Origin of the sequence: Streptococcus sp. HMSC034E12 (assembly GCF_001835915.1) — a bacterium.
Classification (GTDB): Bacteria; Bacillota; Bacilli; order Lactobacillales; family Streptococcaceae; genus Streptococcus; species Streptococcus vaginalis.
This window is the reverse complement of record NZ_KV826429.1, coordinates 21,123-37,597: the sequence shown is the minus strand read 5'-3', so window position 1 is coordinate 37,597 and position 16,475 is coordinate 21,123. Positions and strand designations below refer to the sequence as shown.

At 39.0% G+C, this 16,475-nt stretch carries 15 protein-coding genes and 1 pseudogene; 1 reads left to right on the top strand and 15 read right to left on the bottom strand.

From position 1 onward, the window contains the following. Positions 1-151: 151 nt before the first annotated feature. The 14 genes from HMPREF2574_RS01125 to nrdR all read right to left on the bottom strand — a co-directional run bounded on the left by HMPREF2574_RS01125 (position 152) and on the right by nrdR (position 14,850). Positions 152-616: an 8-oxo-dGTP diphosphatase gene (locus tag HMPREF2574_RS01125; protein ID WP_024052494.1), complete on the bottom strand. Its 465-nt coding sequence runs from the start codon at positions 614-616 to the stop codon at positions 152-154. Between the two features lie 97 nt (positions 617-713). After that, complete coding sequence (greA, locus tag HMPREF2574_RS01120; RefSeq protein WP_003023612.1) at positions 714-1,196, bottom strand: transcription elongation factor GreA; 483 nt, start codon at positions 1,194-1,196, stop codon at positions 714-716. 336 nt (positions 1,197-1,532) lie between these two features. Continuing rightward, positions 1,533-3,140, bottom strand: coding sequence for an endolytic transglycosylase MltG (mltG, locus tag HMPREF2574_RS01110; protein WP_070812077.1), 1,608 nt, complete (start codon positions 3,138-3,140; stop codon positions 1,533-1,535). Between the two features lie 114 nt (positions 3,141-3,254). After that, positions 3,255-3,749, bottom strand: a complete 495-nt coding sequence (locus tag HMPREF2574_RS01105; protein WP_024052496.1) for a GNAT family N-acetyltransferase — start codon at positions 3,747-3,749, stop codon at positions 3,255-3,257. Next, positions 3,746-4,270: a GNAT family N-acetyltransferase gene (locus HMPREF2574_RS01100; protein WP_024052497.1), complete on the bottom strand. Its 525-nt coding sequence runs from the start codon at positions 4,268-4,270 to the stop codon at positions 3,746-3,748. The genes HMPREF2574_RS01105 and HMPREF2574_RS01100 overlap by 4 nt, the downstream gene beginning before the upstream one ends. Continuing rightward, the gene (gene murC, locus HMPREF2574_RS01095) at positions 4,260-5,591 is read right to left on the bottom strand and encodes a UDP-N-acetylmuramate--L-alanine ligase (RefSeq protein WP_024052498.1); all 1,332 of its coding nucleotides are present in this window, start codon (positions 5,589-5,591) and stop codon (positions 4,260-4,262) included. Before murC ends, HMPREF2574_RS01100 begins: the two co-directional genes overlap by 11 nt. An 80-nt stretch (positions 5,592-5,671) precedes the next feature. Further along, on the bottom strand, positions 5,672-6,310 hold the full coding sequence (locus tag HMPREF2574_RS01090) for a divisome accessory protein ZapJ (RefSeq protein ID WP_070812076.1): 639 nt from the start codon (positions 6,308-6,310) through the stop codon (positions 5,672-5,674). Between the two features lie 41 nt (positions 6,311-6,351). Next, on the bottom strand, positions 6,352-9,459 hold the full coding sequence (locus HMPREF2574_RS01085; RefSeq protein ID WP_070812075.1) for a pilus expression-regulating Snf2 family helicase: 3,108 nt from the start codon (positions 9,457-9,459) through the stop codon (positions 6,352-6,354). A gap of 114 nt (positions 9,460-9,573) precedes the next feature. Continuing rightward, entirely contained in the window at positions 9,574-9,876 is a 303-nt protein-coding gene (locus tag HMPREF2574_RS01080) for a hypothetical protein (RefSeq protein ID WP_024052501.1), read from the bottom strand. A gap of 92 nt (positions 9,877-9,968) precedes the next feature. Beyond that, the gene (gene der / locus HMPREF2574_RS01075) at positions 9,969-11,279 is read right to left on the bottom strand and encodes a ribosome biogenesis GTPase Der (protein WP_070812074.1); all 1,311 of its coding nucleotides are present in this window, start codon (positions 11,277-11,279) and stop codon (positions 9,969-9,971) included. Between the two features lie 338 nt (positions 11,280-11,617). Next, positions 11,618-12,331 (bottom strand): NADPH-dependent oxidoreductase, encoded by a 714-nt coding sequence (locus HMPREF2574_RS01070; RefSeq protein WP_070811323.1) that lies wholly within the window; start codon positions 12,329-12,331, stop codon positions 11,618-11,620. Continuing rightward, the gene (dnaI, locus tag HMPREF2574_RS01065; RefSeq protein ID WP_070812073.1) at positions 12,328-13,227 is read right to left on the bottom strand and encodes a primosomal protein DnaI; all 900 of its coding nucleotides are present in this window, start codon (positions 13,225-13,227) and stop codon (positions 12,328-12,330) included. Before dnaI ends, HMPREF2574_RS01070 begins: the two co-directional genes overlap by 4 nt. Next, positions 13,228-14,376 (bottom strand): Replication initiation and membrane attachment protein, encoded by a 1,149-nt coding sequence (locus tag HMPREF2574_RS01060; RefSeq protein WP_024052505.1) that lies wholly within the window; start codon positions 14,374-14,376, stop codon positions 13,228-13,230. Next, on the bottom strand, positions 14,377-14,850 hold the full coding sequence (nrdR, locus tag HMPREF2574_RS01055) for a transcriptional regulator NrdR (RefSeq protein ID WP_070812072.1): 474 nt from the start codon (positions 14,848-14,850) through the stop codon (positions 14,377-14,379). 165 nt (positions 14,851-15,015) lie between these two features. On the opposite strand from nrdR, the pseudogene HMPREF2574_RS01050 reads away from it, so the two are divergent. Next, positions 15,016-15,612 (top strand): annotated as a pseudogene (locus HMPREF2574_RS01050) (hypothetical protein). Positions 15,613-15,659: 47 nt separating this feature from the next. On the opposite strand, the gene HMPREF2574_RS01045 reads toward HMPREF2574_RS01050, so the two are convergent. Beyond that, positions 15,660-16,475, bottom strand: a complete 816-nt coding sequence (locus tag HMPREF2574_RS01045) for an endonuclease/exonuclease/phosphatase family protein (RefSeq protein ID WP_024052509.1) — start codon at positions 16,473-16,475, stop codon at positions 15,660-15,662.

Sequence of the window (16,475 nt, the reverse complement as noted above, 5' to 3'; positions counted from 1 at the left end):
GAGTTTTCTTGTCTAACTTTTGGGGTGCAGTTCATCATTCCAGCTTTTTGCTTGCCATTCAATCAGAAAAGCATCTTACTATTATGAAATAGCACCCTACCTATCCAATCCTCCACCTGAATAAATAGAATGCCCTCATTTAAACATAAAATTACCAAAATTCGCGAACAAAATCATTTTCTAAGCGTTCACTATAAAACAATTCTGACAACGATTTGTCATCAAAAATACGTAGCAAATTTTTTAAATCATAAGCCAATTCGAGAGTGTCCAACTCTTCACGTGCCACCCACCTAACTTCACCTTCTTCTGATGAGCGGAGATGTCCTGAAAATTCATTTGTACGATAAAGAAAGACCAGATAACGAATGCCTTCTGCTGTGTACCAATGTTTCATACCAACCAGTTTAGGATGATGGATTGTTAGTCCCGTTTCTTCATAAATTTCACGCACAACTGCTTGGTGGAGGCTCTCCTTTTCTTCTATATGTCCACCAGGTAAAGCTGCTCCTGACCAAGAATACATCTTGGGGTCACGAATCTGCATGACAATGCGATTTTGATTATCTTCAATCAGACACATATTGGTTAAAATTACTTGAGATTTACGGGACATATTTTTCTCCTCTAAACTTTGTATCAAATAGATAAGAATTTGGGACAGGTTTCATAGTTGCTATCGCAGCCATCAACCTATCCCAATCCTTTATTTTTTAAGCTGTTTTTTCGACTTTTAGGATTTTTACATCATAACTGCCCACAGGTGTTTCAACTGTAGCAGTATCGCCTGTTTTCTTGCCAATTAGAGCTTGTCCAATAGGACTTTCATTAGAAACCTTTCCAGCAAAAGCATCTGCTCCTGCTGCACCCACAATCATATAGACTTCTTCATCCGTTTCACCAACTTCTTGAATCGTAACGGTCTTACCAATAGCAACTTCATCTTGTGCTACTGCATCACTATCTACAATTTCAGCATAGCGAATCTTGGTTTCCAGACTTGAGATTTGTCCTTCAACAAAAGCCTGTTCATCTTTGGCTGCTTCATACTCACTGTTTTCTGATAAGTCACCATAAGAACGAGCAATTTTAATACGTTCTACCACTTCTGGACGGCGAACTAATTTAAGTTCTTCTAATTCTTTTTCAAGTTTTTCCTTTTCTTCAAGGGTCATGGGATAAGTTTTTTCTGCCATTATTTTTTCTTCTTTCTATTTTTAAAATAAAGAGGGAGTGGGACAGAACTTATCTTGAAAATTTTAGTTCCTAGTCTCACCCTCGCAGGATTGCTCAACAGTCTGGGAGACTGTTGAGCAATCAGTAGCTGCGTCGTTGGTTTATTATAACTATATACTTTATACTTTGAAGCTGGAAACTTTCGTCCCAGCTTCTTTTTAATATTCGCTTGCTTTGCAAGGTGCATTCTTCATCTAGTCTAAAATACACTTGTAGCAATCTTTTTAGACTTATACATCATTGCTCAGAAGTAGAACAAAATCAAGTTTTAAAAGTTACAATTTTGTCCCGCTTTTTTAATTTGAACTACTTGATTGTGTCAATTTACTATTAACATGTTCTTGAACATTTTTTTCATGTTCTTCATAGGTATTTGCGAAATAAACATTTCCTGTTTCTGTATTGGCTACGAAGTAAAGATAATCCGTTTTGGATGGATTAACAGTCGCTTCAATAGCAGAAAAACTAGGATTGTCTACAGGACCAGGCATTAAACCGGTATTTTTATAAACATTGTAAGGCGAATCAATATTAGTATCAATCGCAGCGTCTTCTGCTAAGGTTGTCTTTTGACCAAGCTTTCCTTGAGCATACAAAATTGCAATATTGCTTTGCAAAGGCATGTTTTGATTTAAACGATTGTAAAAGACACTTGCGATGTTTTTTCGGTCTTGATCTGTTGAACCTTCTTTTTCAACCAAGGACGCAATTGTCAAAACATCGTGCACAGTCAAGTTCTTTGAGGCTAAAACATCATAATATTGCGACATGGTTTTATCCATTGCTGCTAACATTTGGTCAATGAGCGTTTCAGCAGTTATGCTGTCGGTCACATTGTAAGTAGCAGGGAAAAGATAGCCTTCTAAGCGATACTTAACACCGCTCTCTTTTTTAGCTAAATTGCCTAATAAGTTTGGATATTTTGTAGCTTCCTGAGTGATAAAATTATCATCTTGCACTTTCTTTAAAAACGTATCCGAAGACAATTTATTTTTCTTCAACTTCGCAATCGTTTTTGCAATTTGGTCAATCGTATATCCTTCTGGAATGGTCAATTTTTCCATTGAGGGATCCTGCGGAGTGTCCGTTCCACCTTGCTGTAGCTTTTTAGCAATCGTATCCAAACTCATGCTCTTTTGCAGATTGTAATAACCCGATTGGAAATCTGCATAGTTTTTAAACTTAGCATAATAGCTAAAAATCTGAGCATTTTTGATCAAACCAGCTTTTTCCAAGACCGTTCCAATTGCTTTGGTGCTCGATCCAGTCGGAATCTTAACCGTCACATACTTTGTATTTTTCGCATCAACTGGTTGTAAAGCTGATGTAACATAGCGATAAGCAAAGAAACCAGTTAAACCAATCCCTAAAAGCAGCAAAATTAAGACCGTTTTGACGATTTTTCCGGCGATTTTGTTTTGACGCTTCTTCGTGTTAATCGTTTGAGCAGTCCTATTTGAACGAGAAAGTTTCTTTGTGTCTTGCTCCGTTCCGTAAACTGCAGGTTGAACTAATTCTTTTGGAACCTTGGTTTCTTCAACAGCCTGATTGGTTGGGTAAGAAACAGGGACTTTCGTCGTATGAGTATTAAACTCTTTTTCTTCTTCCCTAGCTGCCGCTTCGGCTTCTATTTGTTCAACGGTTGGAAGGGGACTTTCTAAAGGAGCAGGCTCTGGCTCGCCACTCTCTTCTTTTTGAACTTTTGGTATATCCGTTTCAGAAGCGGTTGCTTTCTCTTCTTCCTGTGCAGAAGGAAGCGCAGATTGACCCAAACCTAACTTTTCCTGCAAGTCATTAGATTCTTCTACAAGTTTTGGTTGTTCAGTTCCCTTTTCTTTAGCCAAGTCGTACAGAATCTGCTCTTTAAAACTCAGCCCTTCTTTTTCTTGCGAATCTTCAGCCAAATAGTTGACCTCCTTGTTCAATATCCCTACCATTATATCTTAAAAAGTAAAGAAAAGCAATAAGAGAATGCCTTTCTTTCAAGCATTCTACAGAATAATCAATTCTTTTCTCCACTATTTGGGAGTTTTCCAAAGCATATCATACCAAACTTCACCTGCATAGGTAGATTGGGATACGCCCTCGTTGATAAAACCATGTTTTTCATAGTAAGTGACCAAATAATCATGACAAGTTAAGTTGATTCCCAAACGCTGGTCGCGAACAGCAATATCCTTCATTGCATTCAACAAACTTCTACCTAACCCCATATTTTGAGCATTTTTAGCAATAGATAAACTGGTCAACGAAATATAATGGTCTGTCAAATGACTATAATCTTCTACCTCAGAAGTAAAGGATTGATCTACTAAATGGCGTTCTGGACGAACAGGCCCTTCAAGGTAGCCTAAAATCTGACCGTCTCGTTCAGCTACTAAGAAACTGGTTGTTAATTTTTGGATATGGGCTTCCAAAATCTCTCGACTCAGAGCTTCTTCTGGTCCAAAGTTTTCCCATTCAATAGTCGTAATAGCATCCAAATCTGCTAAATTTGCCTGTCTAATCTTCATTTTCCCTCCTTAAAATATGGATTATCCCAAACGAATTCATGTAAAATAGCATGGCTATCTCCCCTTTCAGAAATTCCTTCGTTTATGAAAGCATTCATTTCGTAGTAAGAAATCAACTCATCTGAACAAACCAACTGAAGACCTTTTTGATTTTGTGCAACAGCTATTTCTTTGCAAGCAGCTAAAAGCAAAGTTCCCAGTCCCTGCTCTTTAAAATCTGGATGAATGGATAAGCGCTGAATCGTCATAAAATCAGAATCTTGCTGCCACTTTGACGAATTGTCTATCATTTCCTTTGTCAAATGACGTGAAAAAACGGCTGCCCCTACAAGGTAGCCAGCTATTTTCTCATTTAATTCCGCTATTAAAAAGTTCGTTTGCCCCTGTTCAATCCATTTTTGAATTGTTTCTGCACCAGCTGCTTCTGTGGAAAAATTCGCCTCCTCAATCGCAACGATTGCCTTCCAATCTTCCAAAGAAGCTTCTCGAAGGGTGACTTGTGGTATTAGATTACTGGACATTGCTTGTCAAATTGGATAGCAAACGTTCAAAAGAATATTCATAGGTTTGAATATCCCCAGCTCCCATGAAAACATAAACAGCATTTGGGTGTTCTAACAATGGTGAAACATTGTCAACAGTAATAATTTCTGCCTTTTTGATAATTTTTTCAGCTAAATCTTCTACTTTGACATCTCCGTGGTCCACTTCACGCGCAGAGCCATAGATTTGCGCCAAATAAACGGCATCGGCTTGATTCAAAGCTTCGGCAAATTCGTCCAAAAGCGCAATGGTTCTGGTAAAAGTATGTGGTTGGAAAATCGCAACAATTTCTTTACTTGGATATTTCTGGCGAGCTGCGTCCAAAGTCGCAATAATTTCAGTTGGATGATGCGCAAAATCATCAATAATTGTTGTCCCATTAACCACTTTTTCAGTAAAACGACGTTTCACACCACCAAAAGTGACTAAATGCTCCCGAACTAAATTTAAGTCAAATCCAGCTGTGTACAATAAACCAATAACAGCTGTTGCATTCATAATATTGTGGCGACCAAAGCTAGGAATCTTGAATTCTCCTAATTCTTGCCCACGGAAAGAGACTTTAAAGCTAGAGCCTGTCGTAGAACGGAGTAAGTCATGAGCGATAAAGTCATTACCTTCCTTAAAGCCATAGTAATAAATAGGAGCGTTAGCTGTGACTCGGCGCAATTCTTTGTCTTCACCGTAAACAAATAACCCTTTGCTAACCTGTTTAGCATAATCATTAAAAGCATTGAAAACATCTTCTAAGCTGGTGAAATAATCTGGGTGGTCGAAGTCAATATTCGTGATAATTGAATATTCAGGATGATAAGGCATAAAATGACGTTCGTATTCATCTGCTTCAAATACAAAGTATTTCGCATTTGCAGAGCCGCGCCCCGTCCCGTCACCAATCAGATAACTGGTATCCGTAATGTTTGACAAAACGTGTGCCAACATACCCGTCGTTGATGTCTTTCCGTGTGCACCTGCCACTCCCATGCTGACAAAATTACGCATAAAGATTCCAAGAAATTCATGGTAACGCTTATAAGAAATACCATTTGCATCGGCATAAGCAATTTCAAGATTATTATCCGGACGGAAAGCATTTCCTGCAATAACTTCTACATCTGCTTGAAGATTTTTTTCGTCAAAAGGCAAGATTTTAATTCCTGCTTGTTCTAAGCCACGTTGAGTGAAATAGTATTTTTCAACATCGCTTCCTTGAACTTGATGTCCCATTTGATGCAGCATCAATGCTAAGGCACTCATTCCAGAGCCCTTAATCCCGATAAAATGATAGGTTTTTGTCATAATTTCTCCTTAAATACTAAGAGCGTTAAATTTAGTGAAACCAAGTTCACACAAAAATAATTGCTCTTGTCAACGTTCGATTATTTTCCTTCCAGCCGTGTTAAATTTAGCTCTTGCGCTATCCGACGCTCTCTTTGATTTTGTAATTCTTTTTTGTTATAAATTTGACTTGTTTTTAAAAAGTCATAATTATTTTTAGATTTTTGGGGTGATTCCTTCGGCAAAGAGGTATTTACTTTGATATCTGCTAAAATATAATGATCCTGCTTTAAATTTCGACTATATTTTGATAACCTACTACCATTTTCCTTTTGGAAAAATGCTGTTGGTTTATGTGAAATAGCTGTGTTACCATTCGTAACGGTAGGATAAGAACGCTTTTTAGCAGTAAAATCCGATGTCAAATAAGCTGCCGAACGTTTCTTTTTCAAATCCGCTCTGGCTTCTTCTCTAGCCAATTCTGCATAACTTTTTGAAGTAGATTTTTTGGCTTTGACAGATTGAACAGCTGAAGTCGCTTGATAAAACTTTGCCTGTCCTTCTTTTACTTGACTGTCTGCAATTTTCTTTACAATTGGTTCCCATTCTAAATAATTTTTATCAACATAGTCACCATTAATATTACTGATAAGATCGCTTTCATCGTAAAGGTTCATACGCGGCATTTCTGATAACAAGATTTCATCATCAGAAATCAATGGAAAAGGTTTTTCTTTCATTAGCACATTTCCTTTCAACACTTCATTATAACCTATTGGTGCTATTTTTCAAGTGTTTCTGTAGAAATTCCTAGAATTTCTCGTATTTCAGCAACGGTTAGGCTGCTACGGGGTTCTGTTCCATCTAGGATAGTTGATACGAGATGACGCTTGCTTTCCTGCAACTCTTGAATTTTTTCTTCAATCGTTCCTCGCGTAATCAATCGATATACTTCTACATTTCTTTCTTGACCCATACGGTGAGCTCGACCAATTGCCTGAGACTCTACTGCTGGGTTCCACCAAAGGTCTACTAAGATAACAGTATCAGCACCAGTTAGATTCAAGCCAACACCACCAGCTTTTAAAGAGATTAAAAAGGCGTCTCCTTCCCCATTATTAAAAGAATTTGTCATCTCTTGACGATCTTTTGCTGGGGTGGAACCTGTAATTTTAAATATCTCCATTTTCATCTTTTTCAATTCTTTTTCGATAATGTCTAGCATTCCTCGGAATTGAGAAAAGATTAACATACGGTGGCTTCCTGTCTGAATCTGCTCTAATAGTTCTAACAGGCTTTCTAGTTTGCCACTCTCTCCATGATAGTCATCCATAAAGAGCGCAGGAGTATCGCAGATTTGACGTAATCGCATCAAGCCAGATAAGATTTCCATTTTGCTGCGATTAAGTTCTTCATCTGTAGAAGTAAGCACACGCTCCTGCATTTGTTTTAGTTGCGCTAGGTAGATAGCCTTTTGACTATCTGCAAGCTCATTGCGATAAGAAACTTCGATGAGTTCTGGCAATTCTTGCAAGACATCTTCTTTCTTCCGCCGCATGACAAATGGTTTGATAAAACGAGCAACAGTTTCTGCAGGCAGTTTCAAAAAGTTCTTTTTGCTAGGTAATAATCCTGGCAAAACAATTTGAAAAATAGACCATAATTCGCCGAGGTTATTTTCAATCGGTGTTCCAGAAAGAGCAAAGGTATTTTTTACCTCAAAATTTCGTAGATGATGAGCAATCTTGGTCTGTGCATTTTTCATGACCTGCGCTTCATCTAAAAAGAGATAATCGAAGTTCAATTGACTATACCCTTCAACATCTTGACGGAAAGAAGCATAGCTTGTAATCATCACCTGATGACCTTCTGCAATCAAGTTATCTCTGACTGGCTTTAATCCATAAATGACCGCTACATCCATTTCTGGTGCAAATTTTGCAAACTCATCCAGCCAATTGTAAATTAAACTAGACGGAGCCAAAATCAAAACGTTGGTCTCTTTTTTTAGCTGACTACTTAAAAAGGCAATAGTTTGAAGGGTTTTTCCCAACCCCATATCATCTGCCAAAATACCGCCAAATCCATAATGGTGAAGCATAGACATCCATTTGACACCCGTTTCTTGGTAATCACGCAAAGTTGCTTCCACTTTTAATGTCGGTAGCGCAAATTCCTCTGGATGCGTCAAATCAAAGGCTAAATGGTGAAACTCCTCTGAAAAGCTCACTTTTTCTTGATCTTTAAATAATTCAGATAGCTGATAAGCAGCAATCCGCTGCGTTTGGAAAATACCGTCTTTTCCTTTTTTAGCTCGTAAATCCTGTAAGGTTTTGCTGACTCTTTTTGTTTCTTCATCAAAAACGAGCACCTTGCCAGAGCGACTGATGAAATAATCATTAGCCGAAAAAAGAGCTTCTAACGCATCGTCTACTTCTGTTTGGTCAATACTTGTAAAGTCAAACCCGATATCCAACAAGCCACCATTTGTCTGAACAGAAACTGCTGGTCTTTCCACTTGGTACAAGGCTGTCAGGCTTTCTGCTAATACCTTTCCCAAGCGCCTAAAACGAGGGAGAATGGACGTAAAAAATGAATAAATCTCTTGTGGTTGCAATGGAGGACGAGTGCTTGTAAAATCTGCTTCAAAACCAGCAGACAGAGCTTGTTGAAAAACCTTTTGTTCTAACTGGAAATCGCTAGCAAATGGCAGTTCTTCCAACTTAAAACGAGTATCCACAACATGATTTCCATAATCAAACTGGATTTTGAGACGAATTTCCTGAGTATCCAATAACTCGAAATCAAACAGCGGAGTAAACGTATGAATCACCAAACTTTCTGGTTCATGAATAGAGCCAATTTTACCAAATTCTAATAGTCCTGAAGCTAGTTTTGCTTTGTCGCTTGTATCAAATTGAAGCCGTTTTTTGCGGTCCGTGTCCACAGGCAATTCTCGAATCACCTGAATCATCCGCTTTTGCTGCTCTGTCAGTTGATAGAAATGATCCCCATAAAAAATAAAGTCACCACCGTATAGAATTTTATAATTTTGTTCTGTAATGGTGAGCTCAAAATAATCCGAATTTTCCTCTACTGTAAAATCATAGATGCCTACTTCAGCATGCAAATCTTGAAAAAAGACTTTGTCATAGTCATAAAGACTGTATTCCAAGCGAAAATGCGGCAAATTCATGAGTCGATTTACGCCTTCTTCAAACAGACTAGACGGAAAATAAAGATGTCTAGCAGCATTTGGAAAGATAAAAGAAGCATCTTGATCCTGCTGATAAGAAACAAGTCCTCGTAAAAACTGGATCACCTCTTGACTAGCTTCATCGAAAGCAGCCAATTGCATTTTTTCATAATAGTGCTTGCCGATTTGATAATAATCGCCTTTTTCAATAATCTTTAAAAAAGCACGAATATCTCGGATAACATAGGAGCGCTCATCTGGTAAACGACTGATGCGCAAGGTCCACAAAAATTGTCCTGTATAATCATCTTCTTGCCCAACAGCAGCCAGTTCATAGCGAACGGCTACATCTTTTGTCAAAAGGATTTTATCCAAGAAGAGACTGCCAAAAGAGACTTTCGTTTGAGTTTCCTCTGAAGTTGTTTGCTCCTCTTCAAGATTGGTCAAAACGACTTTTCCTTCAGGGTCATTTTTAAGAAAATATTCTAAGCCTGCTAGATGAGCACAGTATTTCTTTTTTTGAAAAAAATCACAGGCGCAAAAAATGGCTTCGTCATCCAAACTATATCGCAGATTGTGATTTTCAACTCGGCTGTAAATCATCTGATCTTTCACTTTGAGAATTTCAATCTCCCCTGCTTCGTAAAGGGATATTCCTTCCGTCCGAATCTTCCCAGGAATCAATTTTGCCATAAGTACCACCTTTATTTTATCTATTCATTATACCATATTTTCAGCATAAAGAAAAAAAGCAAGGTTCTCCTCGCTTTCTTTTAGAAAATGTCCTCGTTGAGCTTTTTATAGCATTTAGTGCGTGCAATCAACACTTTCATAAAACCGACTAGCAATATTGTATTGTCTATTACTAAGAATACTAAAAAGAGCCAAATTCCCAGTAAAAGTAGAGAATTTTGTTATCATCAACCAAATGGCTCCCAATGTTATAGCAGCCAAGAAAAGATGTGCAATTCCTACAACGATCAGACTAAAAAGTGATAACCAATAGCGAAAACCAAACGGTTTGTACTTTCTGTCATCATAGTGAATATTCACATAAGCTGCACTTGCAATTCCAATGAGCACCACTTTAGCAATATTTATCCAATTCATATTTCTTTTTCACATAGGTACGTTAGACTAGTTATCTTGTACTGTACCACTTCTACTATTTTTATGTTCAGCCTTGTTTAGTTAGTTCCACCCTACTTCCGCTTTCTGGCAATGAGATGAATTGGTGTCCCTTCAAATACGAAAGCTTTGCGGATTTGATTTTCTAGGAAGCGCATATAAGAAAAGTGCATGAGTTCTTCTTCATTGACGAAAATAACAAAGGTTGGCGGTTTAGTCGCGACTTGTGTCGCATAGAAGATTTTCAGCCGTTTGCCTTTGTCGGTCGGTGTCGGATTAATCGCAATGGCATCCATGATGACGTCGTTGAGAACAGCTGACGGAATGCGAGTATTTTGACTTTGACTAATTCTCTTAATCATGCCTGGCAATTGATTCAAACGTTGCTTAGTCAGAGCTGATACAAAGACAATCGGTGCATAAGAGAGATACTGAAATTGGTCGCGAATATCGGCTTCCCAATTTTGCATGGTCTTGTTATCTTTTTCCAGCGTATCCCACTTGTTAACAACGATAACAATTCCTTTACCTGCTTCATGAGCAAAACCAGCAATCCGCTTATCATACTCGCGAATGCCCTCTTCAGCATTGAGCACCATAAGCACCACATCAGATCGGTCAATCGCTCGCATAGCTCGCATAACAGAATACTTCTCTGTATTTTCATAGACCTTGCCTGACTTGCGCATACCTGCTGTATCAATCATGGTAAATTCTTGTCCCTCATTGTCCGTAAAGACCGTGTCAATCGCATCACGAGTAGTTCCAGCCACAGGACTAGCAATCACACGGTCTTCTCCTAAAATCGCATTGATTAAGCTAGACTTGCCGACATTGGGACGACCGATGAGGCTGAATTTAATCATGTCTGGATTTTCAACGGCTTCTTCATTGGGGAGATTTTCAACAATGGCATCTAAAATATCCCCCGTTCCAATCCCATGAACGGAAGAAACGGGATAAGGGTCACCCAAACCAAGCGCATAAAAATCAAAAATTTCACTACGCATCTCTGGGTTATCTACTTTATTAACCGCTAGAATAATCGGCTTGTGGGTCTTGTAGAGCATACGAGCCACATATTCATCCGCATCTGTAATACCTTCTTTTCCAGACACCACAAAAACGATGACATCCGCTTCCTCCATAGCAATCTCTGCTTGGTGCTTGATTTGCTCCATAAAAGGTGCATCTACATCATCAATCCCGCCTGTATCAATCATGCTAAACTTGCGATTCAGCCACTCAGCCGTTGCATAAATACGGTCTCTGGTCACTCCTTCAACATCCTCAACAATCGAAATCCGCTCCCCGGCAATTCGGTTAAAAAGTGTTGATTTGCCGACATTAGGACGGCCGACAATGGCAATAGTTGGTAAAGCCATAGTGTTCCTCTTTCTGTTCTAAGAAGCTGGGACACAATGCTCAGCTTCGCTTGTTTATGTAGTTATAATTACAGGGCGCAGCGGTTTGGAGAAACTCTATTGACTTTAGGCAATTTAGAATTTCCCATGTACAATTGACTAGGCAATTAGTGCCAATCAAACACTGCTAAGTGGGGGCTAATGCGCTGATAAATCAGCTTTTATATCCCTTTTGACGTCAAGTTTTACTTGAGTTTATTTCCAACCTCGGAAGGTTTCCCAAACCTTTCGAGCTGTGCGGGCAAGCCAACAAAATCGAATTGTTTCGAAATGACCGATTTTGTCTCACTCTCTTTATTTTACAATAATTTCTTGTCTTGTAATAGATTTTGACTAGCAAGATTGGGCTTTTGAGCAAATTGCTTCGCTAGTCGCTCGCTCCATGTATCAGTTGCTCGATCTCCAGCATAGTCTGCTTGAATCTGATCATAGTTCTGAATAACAGATGTGTCCTGTTCTTGATAGTTTTCTTCAAAAACGACTGTTTCATACGGCAAACGTGGTTTAACAGCATGGTGCTGATCCGGCTTTCCCAAAGCCATTCCAAAAATAGGATACGTATAATCTGGTAAGTTAAACAGCTCTGCTATTTCCCTAGAAGCATAGCGAATCAAGCCAATGATGACCCCGCCATATCCCAGACTTTCAGCCGCCAAAAGAGTATTCTGCGCGGCCAGACTAGCGTCAACAGAACTAATCAGAAGATTCTCCACTCCTTGTGAGTAAAAGGTATCCGTATGAAGTCGCACACCTTTCTCAGCTCGATTGAGGTCTCCGATAAAAAGAAGAAAAACAGATGACTGACGAATAGCCTCCTGAGGCACCAAATCAAACAAGGCTGCTTTCTTTTCTTGATTGCGAACAACAATAATCGAATAAGATTGGAAATTCTTCCAGCTAGAGGCTGCTCGACCAGCATCAATAATCGCCTTCAAATCCTCATCTGAAATCTGCTCATCTGTAAAACGACGAACAGAAGTATGCTTTTTCATCAAATCAATCGTTTCATTCATCGGCGATTTTCTCCTTCCAGACGAACTTCCTCTGCTAAGAATTTTATTCTTTCCATGACCCGACGAGCCTGCCAAGTTTCATCTCCGTTTTTGGATGTCGCAAAATGCCGTTCCAAATCCGCAAAATTAAAATTCGATGTAAAGAAAGTTGGCAAATTTTCCTGCATCCGGTGCTGTAAAATAACCTGCAAAATCTCATCTCGCATCCACGGACTTGATTGCTCCGCACCGATATCATCCAAAATCAAGACTTGCGCTACTTTTACTTCATCAATCTTTTCCTTAACCAGACCAGAAGAAATAGCATTCTTTACATCCAAAACAAAACTAGGATAATGAAGCAAGGTCGTGGAAACACTGCGTTTTTCCGACAAATCATGTGCTAAGGCTGCCATCATGTAACTTTTTCCCACGCCAAAATCACCATAAAGGTAAATCGCTTTTTTGTAGTTTGGATAATCTGCCACAAAATTCGTGAGCAACTCAAAAGCCTTATAACGACCAACATCGTCCAAATCCACTTTTGCCAAACTAGCTTCCTTGAGACTAGCCGGAAGACTAATTAAATTTAACCGTGCATTGATAGTTGCTTGTTTCTGCGCTTCGACTAGTTCTGGAGTTTCTTCATAAGAAACGTCTGCATACCCCTCATTCTTCACCAATATCGGCTTATAGCCTTTGGCAATATACGCTTTATCACCTAGCAAGAAACGGTTTCGCTCAGAAATATACTGATTAAACTTAGAAATGCTTCGTTTGATTTCAGCAGGTGTCAATCGCTCAGACTGGATAAAAGCCGCCACATCTGGATCGGCAACGATTTGTTTCACCAACTCTTCATAGTCAAATTGACGAGCTTGGTTCCTATGCGCCATCGTTTGTCCGACACTCTCCATCTAGTCACCTCCTTGGTCTAATTTCGCTAAAAGTTTTCTCTTTTGCTCCTCTAGCTCAGCCCGCTTTTCAGCACTTGTTTCATTCTTATAGTCAGGATTACTCCAGTCGGGAACATTGTTCTTTGAAGTAGCCGTTTGATTTGCTTTTTTGCTTGGTTGTTGATTTCGCTCACGAATCCGCAAAACTGCTTCTTCTGCCGATGCCACTTCCTGATATGAAAAGTCATTTGCCACTTTCAAAGCGTATTTTTCATTGAGATTAGCTGAATCTACTTTGTTAAAAGTCAACAGCAAAATCACATTGATAACTTCATCTAACAGTCCCAAATTTGCCAATTCTTGCAAACACTGACGTTCTCCTCGTGTGATTGTCGCATGCTTTGTTTTTTTGATTTCTGCCAAAAACTGCATGGCTGACTTACTCTTAGCCTCTCGAATAATCGTTTGTTCAGTATTAGAAAATCCACTTGCAGCAGGCTTTTGATTTAATTTTTGCTTCATTCGCTTGGTTGAAATCACATGACCGACAGCCGTTTCCTTAGCCAACAAATAGGTCTCATACCAAGTCCAATTTTGTTGCTCTGAAATAGCAAAGAGTACCAGCAAATCTTCTTTTTCGTTTTCAAAACGCAAGTTTTCTCGCGCCATCAATTGTTTAAAGTAATCCAAGTCAAAATGATTCTGTTTTGATTGCGGCTCTACCTTTGCATCTTCCACTTGAAAAATCTCTGACAGCTTCACATCTTGCTTCTCACCACTTGGGTGACTAGGCAACAAAGCTTCTACTGCAGCTTCACCAATCTTCTTTTCTAGCAGGCGTCTATAAACAGGATTGCTTAAAAATTCACCAGACGCTAATGTGGGCTGCAAATAGACCTGAAAATGATTCTCCGTATGATAAAGCTCTACTAACTGCATAGCAGACAACATTTCTAAACTTTTTTGCAAGGCATTCATCCCCAGATTGAGATGATTCAAAATGTGCCCAAAAGTATAAGATGATTTTCCATCGTCCCAAAAAGCAAGAAAATATTGATAGATAGAAGTCGCATCAAGCCCTAGAATTGGCAAATACAGACGAATCAAATTGGTGCTATCCTGACTAATCAGATTATTCTTCACAAAAGAAAATTGATCATTCGGTTTCATTTATTGTTCCTTTTTCTTTTTAGATGTTTTTGTAATCTGTTTCAAGAGGTTTTCCAGCTCGCTCACATCTTTAAAGCTACGATAAACACTAGCAAAACGAACATAAGTAATTTCATCTAAATCCGCCAACTCTTCCATAACCAAGCTTCCGATAAATTCACTTGCGATTTCGTTTTCATTACTGCTGCGCACTTTTTGCTCAATTCGGCTAACAATTGCTTCAATCTCATCACTAGAAACAGGACGTTTTTGCGCCGAGCGAATGATTCCATTAAAGATCTTATCTCTTGAAAATTGTTCCCGCGTGCCATCCTTTTTAACGACAACGAGCGTCCGTTCTTCTACACGTTCATAAGTCGTAAAGCGATACTGACATTCATCACACTCACGCCGACGACGGATTGTGTTGCCATCTTCTGCTTGCCGACTGTCAATAACACTTGATTTATTACCACCACACTTAGGACAACGCATCTGCTTCCCTCCTGAATTCTTAATACTTCATTATACCATGTTTTAAGAAATAACAAAAGATAGGAACTTCCTCACGAAAATATATAATAATCCGTTATCCTATTTACTTCTCTCAAGAAATTTTATATAATAATTGTAAACGTTATCATTTCAAGGAGAATTATGATGAAAAGATTTTTTTCTGTTGCCTTTTTTAAAGACAAAAAGAATATTGCTATTCTAGCTCTAATTATTCTTTTGTTAGGTTCCTTTTCTGCCATGGGAAATCAGCGCGAAAATGGGGAAGAATATAAAGCACAGATTCGAAAATTAACAAAAAGCAATGAAGAAGCTGCTAAAGACTACAAAGCATTAAAAAATGAGTTTGACTCCTACAAAAGAGAAAACTAGCAATATATTGCTATAGGTAAAAAAGAGAAACAGGCAAAGAAGGAGAAAGCCGCTGAGGAAGAGAAGAAAAAGGAAGCGGAACAAGCTAAGCAAGAAAAAGCAGCAAAAGAACAAGAAATAGCTAAACAAGCGGAAGAAAAACGAAAACAAGAAGAAGCAGCTGCCGCTCAAGCGCAGCAACAACAAGAGGCTGCTGCAGCACAAGAAGCTCAACAGCAGGAACGAACCGTTTATGTAGCTCGTAACGGAACTGCTGATGTTTATTGGTATAGTATAGATAATATGCCACGCAATACACGTTTTGACAGAGTAGTCTCCACGACTGAGGCCAATGCTATAAACGCTGGGAAACGCCACACCTCTAAAGAATAACAATCAAAAACAGGAAGTTTCATCTCACAACTTCCCGTTTTTGATTGTTACAATGCAACTTCTGCTTCTAACCCAAAATGGTCACTAACGACAGGTGTTGCTTTGCCGTCAAAAACAACAGCAGATTTTTTAACGTTAAAATCTTTACTCGTAAAGATATAATCAATTTTTAGAGCATCCTTGTTTCCAGCCCAGCCGGCAATATCGCCTTCGACTGTTGCTGTACCAATGACTGTAGCCGCAACAACATGACTGTCTTGCAGAGCAAGCGGACTTTTTAGAATGTGCCGATAGCCCTCATAACCGACGGGATTGTTAAAATCCCCCATCAATACTAGAGGCATATCGCGCTGCAACAATTCTTTTTCTACTTGTACCCATTCTTCTTGGAAGCCTTTGTCCCACCAAGAAAGATGACAGGAAGCCACCGTTACAAGCCGTCCATCAACTTCTGTTTCTGCTAAGAGGACTTTTCTAGTGTGATAATCTGTTGGATCGTTGGCATCTGAAACCAATAACTCACTTGGTTTCAACGGCTTTAAGGATAAAATAGCAACTCCCTCATGAAACCGATCAAAACCAATATGATTATAAGCCCAAGACCAATGATAAATAAGACCTTTCTCTATCAATCTCTCCACGAGACAATGCGCAAAGTGATCTTTATGAATCGCAATGGCGCCATCTACCGCATGATAAAATGGAGCCTGAACAACCTGTTCAGACTCCATTTCTTGATTGACTTCCTGCAGGCAAATGACATCATATTTTTCTTGAAGAATCCGCTCAGCTAGTTGATCTAGCTTTTTTTCTTGCTCATCTTCCATCCAACTATGAGTATTTAAAGTCAGGAATTTTGCCAT

Excerpts from the sequence above, each read along its gene's own strand:
- HMPREF2574_RS01125 (WP_024052494.1), bottom strand. The coding sequence starts at position 616 with ATGTCCCGTAAATCTCAAGTAATTTTAACCAATATGTGTCTGATTGAA.
- greA (WP_003023612.1), bottom strand. The coding sequence starts at position 1,196 with ATGGCAGAAAAAACTTATCCCATGACCCTTGAAGAAAAGGAAAAACTT.
- HMPREF2574_RS01105 (WP_024052496.1), bottom strand. The coding sequence starts at position 3,749 with ATGAAGATTAGACAGGCAAATTTAGCAGATTTGGATGCTATTACGACT.
- HMPREF2574_RS01100 (WP_024052497.1), bottom strand. The coding sequence starts at position 4,270 with ATGTCCAGTAATCTAATACCACAAGTCACCCTTCGAGAAGCTTCTTTG.
- murC (WP_024052498.1), bottom strand. The coding sequence starts at position 5,591 with ATGACAAAAACCTATCATTTTATCGGGATTAAGGGCTCTGGAATGAGT.
- HMPREF2574_RS01090 (WP_070812076.1), bottom strand. The coding sequence starts at position 6,310 with ATGAAAGAAAAACCTTTTCCATTGATTTCTGATGATGAAATCTTGTTA.
- HMPREF2574_RS01085 (WP_070812075.1), bottom strand. The coding sequence starts at position 9,459 with ATGGCAAAATTGATTCCTGGGAAGATTCGGACGGAAGGAATATCCCTT.
- HMPREF2574_RS01080 (WP_024052501.1), bottom strand. The coding sequence starts at position 9,876 with ATGAATTGGATAAATATTGCTAAAGTGGTGCTCATTGGAATTGCAAGT.
- der (WP_070812074.1), bottom strand. The coding sequence starts at position 11,279 with ATGGCTTTACCAACTATTGCCATTGTCGGCCGTCCTAATGTCGGCAAA.
- HMPREF2574_RS01070 (WP_070811323.1), bottom strand. The coding sequence starts at position 12,331 with ATGAATGAAACGATTGATTTGATGAAAAAGCATACTTCTGTTCGTCGT.
- dnaI (WP_070812073.1), bottom strand. The coding sequence starts at position 13,227 with ATGGAGAGTGTCGGACAAACGATGGCGCATAGGAACCAAGCTCGTCAA.
- HMPREF2574_RS01060 (WP_024052505.1), bottom strand. The coding sequence starts at position 14,376 with ATGAAACCGAATGATCAATTTTCTTTTGTGAAGAATAATCTGATTAGT.
- nrdR (WP_070812072.1), bottom strand. The coding sequence starts at position 14,850 with ATGCGTTGTCCTAAGTGTGGTGGTAATAAATCAAGTGTTATTGACAGT.
- HMPREF2574_RS01045 (WP_024052509.1), bottom strand. The coding sequence starts at position 16,475 with ATGGCAAAATTCCTGACTTTAAATACTCATAGTTGGATGGAAGATGAG.